5 protein-coding genes are annotated in these 4,721 nt (G+C 45.7%); all 5 read left to right on the top strand.

The window, feature by feature from the left end:
* Positions 1–37 precede the first annotated feature (37 nt).
* Positions 38–946, top strand: a complete 909-nt coding sequence (gene cysD, locus VIN08_RS01435; protein WP_331959115.1) for a sulfate adenylyltransferase subunit CysD — start codon at positions 38–40, stop codon at positions 944–946.
* A gap of 33 nt (positions 947–979) precedes the next feature.
* A complete protein-coding gene (cysN, locus tag VIN08_RS01430; RefSeq protein ID WP_331959112.1) occupies positions 980–2,239 on the top strand; it encodes a sulfate adenylyltransferase subunit CysN in 1,260 nt (419 codons plus the stop codon).
* A 7-nt stretch (positions 2,240–2,246) separates the two neighbouring features.
* Positions 2,247–3,008 (top strand): 3'(2'),5'-bisphosphate nucleotidase CysQ, encoded by a 762-nt coding sequence (gene cysQ / locus VIN08_RS01425; RefSeq protein ID WP_331959110.1) that lies wholly within the window; start codon positions 2,247–2,249, stop codon positions 3,006–3,008.
* Positions 3,009–3,123: 115 nt separating this feature from the next.
* Positions 3,124–3,756 (top strand): TetR/AcrR family transcriptional regulator, encoded by a 633-nt coding sequence (locus VIN08_RS01420; protein WP_331959107.1) that lies wholly within the window; start codon positions 3,124–3,126, stop codon positions 3,754–3,756.
* Positions 3,757–3,798: 42 nt separating this feature from the next.
* Positions 3,799–4,721 (top strand): TolC family protein (locus tag VIN08_RS01415; RefSeq protein ID WP_331959104.1); only part of this gene is annotated, 923 nt, incomplete at its 3' end.

Genomic DNA, 4,721 nt, shown 5'->3' with positions numbered 1-4,721 from the left:
TCTTGTAACCAATTTAAAAAAACAGAATACAACGAAGATGAGCCACCAATATTATCTGAGTCATTTAAAGGAACTGGAAGCGGAAGCTATATTTGTGATCCGTGAAGTAGTAGCCCAGTTCGAAAAGCCAGCCTTGTTATTTTCCGGAGGAAAAGACTCCATCGTGCTGGCCTATTTATCGCGCAAAGCATTTGCTCCCGCCAAAATACCTTTTCCACTAGTGCACATTGATACCGGTCATAATTTTCCGGAGACGATGGAGTATCGCGACTGGCTGGTAAACGAGCTCGGTGTAAAATTGATTGTGGGCTCTGTACAAGAGAGTATAGATAAAGGTCGTGCGAAAGAAGAGACCGGTTATAATGCGAGTCGCAATGCGCTGCAAACTGTAACGCTGCTGGATACGATCGAGCAGTATAAATTTGATGCAGCGATGGGAGGTGCCAGACGCGATGAAGAAAAAGCGCGAGCGAAAGAACGTTTCTTCTCACATCGCGATGAGTTCGGTCAATGGGATCCGAAGAACCAGCGTCCCGAGTTATGGAATCTCTTCAATGGCCGTAAACATATAGGCGAGCACTTCCGTGTATTTCCAATTTCTAACTGGACGGAGATGGATGTGTGGCAATATATACACCAGGAAAATATACCGATACCGAAATTATACTATGCGCACGAGCGTGAAGTAATTCTGCGCGATGGTGCTATACTTTCTACATCACCGTGGCTCAAGCTGAAGCCCGATGAAATACCGATGCAGATGACGGTGCGTTTCAGAACGTGTGGCGATATGCCGATTACCGGTGCTGTCGTTTCGGATGCTGATACCGTAGAGAAGATCATTGCCGAAGTGGCTGCCTCCCGCAAAACAGAGCGAGGCACACGTGCCGATGACAAGCGTTCTGAAACAGCGATGGAAGACCGTAAGAAATCCGGTTACTTCTAGTCAGTAAATTTTTACATCTTAAATCTGCCAACAATGAGTTCCTATATAAATAATCAGCTTCTTCGCTTCACTACTGCAGGAAGTGTAGACGATGGAAAAAGTACGTTGATCGGTCGCCTGTTATACGACAGCAAGTCGATCTTTGAAGATCAGCTGGAAGCTGTAGAAGCATCCAGTGCGAAGAAAGGATTTGACTATGTAGACCTGTCGTTGCTAACGGACGGGCTGAAGTCGGAACGCGAGCAGGGGATTACGATCGATGTAGCGTATCGTTATTTCGCTACCCCCAAACGTAAATTTATTATAGCCGATACACCGGGCCATATACAGTATACCCGTAACATGGTAACGGGCGCTTCTACCGCTAACCTGGCGCTCATTCTTATTGATGCGCGTAAGGGATTGGTTGAACAAACCTATCGCCATTCATTTATAGCATCGTTGCTGAAGATTCCGCACATCATTGTATGCGTGAACAAAATGGATTTGGTGGATTACAACGAAGAAATTTTCGAGCGGATCATGGAAGAGTATAAAGCATTTTCTTCCAAGCTTGAAGTATCCGATATACAGTTTGTGCCCATCAGTGCACTCGTGGGAGATAATGTAGTGCACCGCTCCGAAAACATGCCATGGTACCAGGGCGCTACCTTGCTGCACATGCTGGAAACGGTACATATCGAAAGCGATCATAACCACATCGACAGTCGTTTCCCGGTACAGTATGTTATACGCCCGCAGTCGAAAGAGCATCACGACTTCCGCGGATATGCTGGTCGTATATCCGGTGGAATTTTTCGTCCGGGAGAAGACGTGCTGGTGCTTCCGTCAGGGTTTCAATCGAAGATCAAGGATATATACTTTGGCAGCGAGAAAGTAGACGAGGCATTTGCGCCCATGTCGGTTACCATAACATTGGAAGATGAAATTGATATAAGTCGTGGCGATATTATCGCGAAGCCCAACAATCATCCGCAGGCCGAGCAGGATATAGATTTAATGATCTGCTGGATGAATCAGCGCCCGGTAAATCTCAATACGAAATTCTATGTACGCCACACATCACGCGAAGTGAAAGGTGTGTTGAAAGAGATTCAGTATAAATTGGATATCAATACACTGCATCGCGCGGAGAATGTAGATCATCTTGCCATGAACGATATTGCGCGTGTAAAAATCCGTACAGCCCAACCGTTGCTTTTCGATAGCTATCGGAAGAATCGCATTACCGGAAGTTTGATCCTGGTAGATGAAGGAACGAATGAAACGGTGGCTGCGGGAATGATCGTGTAACAACGGCATGGAGTATCAGCCCCTTTTATCGTTAGCGCTTCAGGCCGCAGAGGTGGCTTCCAAAAAAATTCTGGAAGTATATCACTCCGGTAATTTTCAGGCGGAGGCTAAAGGAGATAATTCTCCTGTAACCATTGCTGATAAGCAGGCACACGAAGTAATTACAAACATTCTGCAGCCATCCGGACTTCCTGTACTAAGTGAAGAGGGGAGTATCACCTCCTTTGAACAACGCAAGGGCTGGACGCACTTCTGGATGGTAGACCCGCTGGATGGCACAAAAGAATTTTTGAAACGCAATGGCGAGTTCACCGTAAACATTGCGCTTATTCAGCAAGGTATACCCGTGCTTGGTGTTGTAGTTGTGCCGGTTACTGGCGATGCGTTCTTTGCTGCCAGTGGAAGCGGAGCATTTCTAAAGCGGGATCAGGTAACTACAAAACTGGATAAGCGAACCCCCATCGATCTGAAACAACGCGGACTTCGTGTGGTAGCATCACGTTCGCATATGAATTTTGAGACACAATCCTTTATTGAGGCATTGCAGGAGCCATCGCTCATATCACAAGGGAGTAGTCTCAAGTTTATGTTACTGGCAGAGAATAAAGCCGATATATACCCGCGCTATGCGCCCACCATGGAGTGGGATACTGCCGCAGCGCATGCCATTATGCACGAAGTTGGCCTCAAGGTTTACCAGTGGGGCAGGGAGGAGGAACTGCTTTACAATAAAGAGAACCTGCTCAATCCATCTTTTCTCGTGTTGTAAAAAAGGCCTTTCTGGCGCATTTTTAACACCTTCGGAAAATTTCGGTCAAAAAGTATCAATTATCACGTAACTCTTATTAACTTAACACCGTTAAGTAAGTTACCGAAAGCGAACTATGACTATTGCATCCAGAAAAGAGCGTCAGAAAGAAGAACTGAGATCCCGTATCCTTCAGGTTGCCAAAGAGCTTTTCATCGAGCGCGGCTTTGAAGATACTTCCATACGCAACATTGCCGAGCGCATTGAGTATTCGCCTACTACAATATATCTATACTTTAAGGACAAGGATGATATTTTCAGGGCGTTGCACCTGGAGGGCTTTGTTCTGTTGAATCAATATTTCCGCTCACTTGAAAATGTGGAGGATCCTTTTGAACGCCTTAAAGCGATCTGCAAGACCTACATCAAGTTTGCCCTCGAGAATGGTGAATTTTATGATCTCATGTTCATCAATCGCTCTCCTATAAATGCTATCGAGAAGGATGAAGCAAAGTGGGAAGAAGGACAACGTGCCTTTGCTTTCCTGGTGAATACGATTCAGCAATGTATTCAGAAAGGATACTTTGAAGGAATGGATGGCGAGGTGCTTGCCTTTACCTTCTGGTCTATGGTGCATGGCATCTGCTCCCTGGAGATCCGTAACCGCTGCGATGTAGTGAGCGAAGCCAATCGTGCCGATCTTCATCAGAAAGCCAGCAATACAATTATTCAGATTTTGGATCGTATGCATCCAAAAAAGATACAATAAATTTTTTTGCTCTACGACTTAACAGTGTAAACTTAAATATCAATGAAAACTTTTTCCCGTAAAACACCGATCGCACTTTCCTGGCTGGTGGCGCTTGCCTTCGCCACCACAGGATTGCACGCGCAGCCTGTATTGGAGAACTATGTACGAGAAGGTCTGAAAAGCAACCAGGTGCTGCAACAGAAAGACATCTCGTGGCAGCAGGCACAGCAATCTCTGCAAATAGCAAGAAGCTATTTTTACCCGTCAGTAACTTTATTGGGCGACTATACTTCAGGCGAAGGCGGACGTAGTATAGCCGTACCGATCGGTGATCTTCTGAACCCGGTATATACTTCGCTGAACCAAATGACCAACAGCGATGCCTTTCCACACGTGGAAAATGTAAAGCAGAATTTCTTTCCCAAGAATTTTTACGATGCGCGGGTGCGTACTTCCATGCCCATCATCAACACCGATCTATATCTGAACAGAACGATACAGAGCCAGCAGGTAATGATGAAGGAGTATGAAGTAGAGCTGTATAAACGCCAACTCGTGCTCAATATAAAAGAGGCGTACTATAATTACCTCTCCGCGGTGGCCGCAGTAAGTATATATGAAAGCGGGTTATCGCTTGTGAATAAAAATGTAGCGGTGAATGAATCGCTGCTGCGCAACGGAAAAAGTTTACCGGCTAATTACCTGCGATCTAAAAGCGAAGCCGAGCGTGTTAAATCAGAATTGAACAGCGCGCAGAACAAAGCTGCCAACGCTAAAAAGTATTTCAACTTCTTACTTAACAAAGAACTGGATTCACCGATCGAAGCTACCACTGCTGATATACAAGCAGGTGCTATACCGGATACTACCGGCACGATGAATCAACGCGAAGAATTACAGATGCTGCAGACAGCACGCTCTATCAACCAATCTTCGCTGCGCATGAATCGCCTTACACGTGTGCCGAAAGTAAATGCATTTCT

Origin of the sequence: Ohtaekwangia sp. (assembly GCF_036568665.1) — a bacterium.
In the GTDB taxonomy this organism is placed as follows: Bacteria; Bacteroidota; Bacteroidia; order Cytophagales; family Cyclobacteriaceae; genus Ohtaekwangia.
The sequence above is the reverse complement of the archived record's forward strand: the minus strand, read 5'-3'. Positions and strand labels throughout refer to the sequence as shown.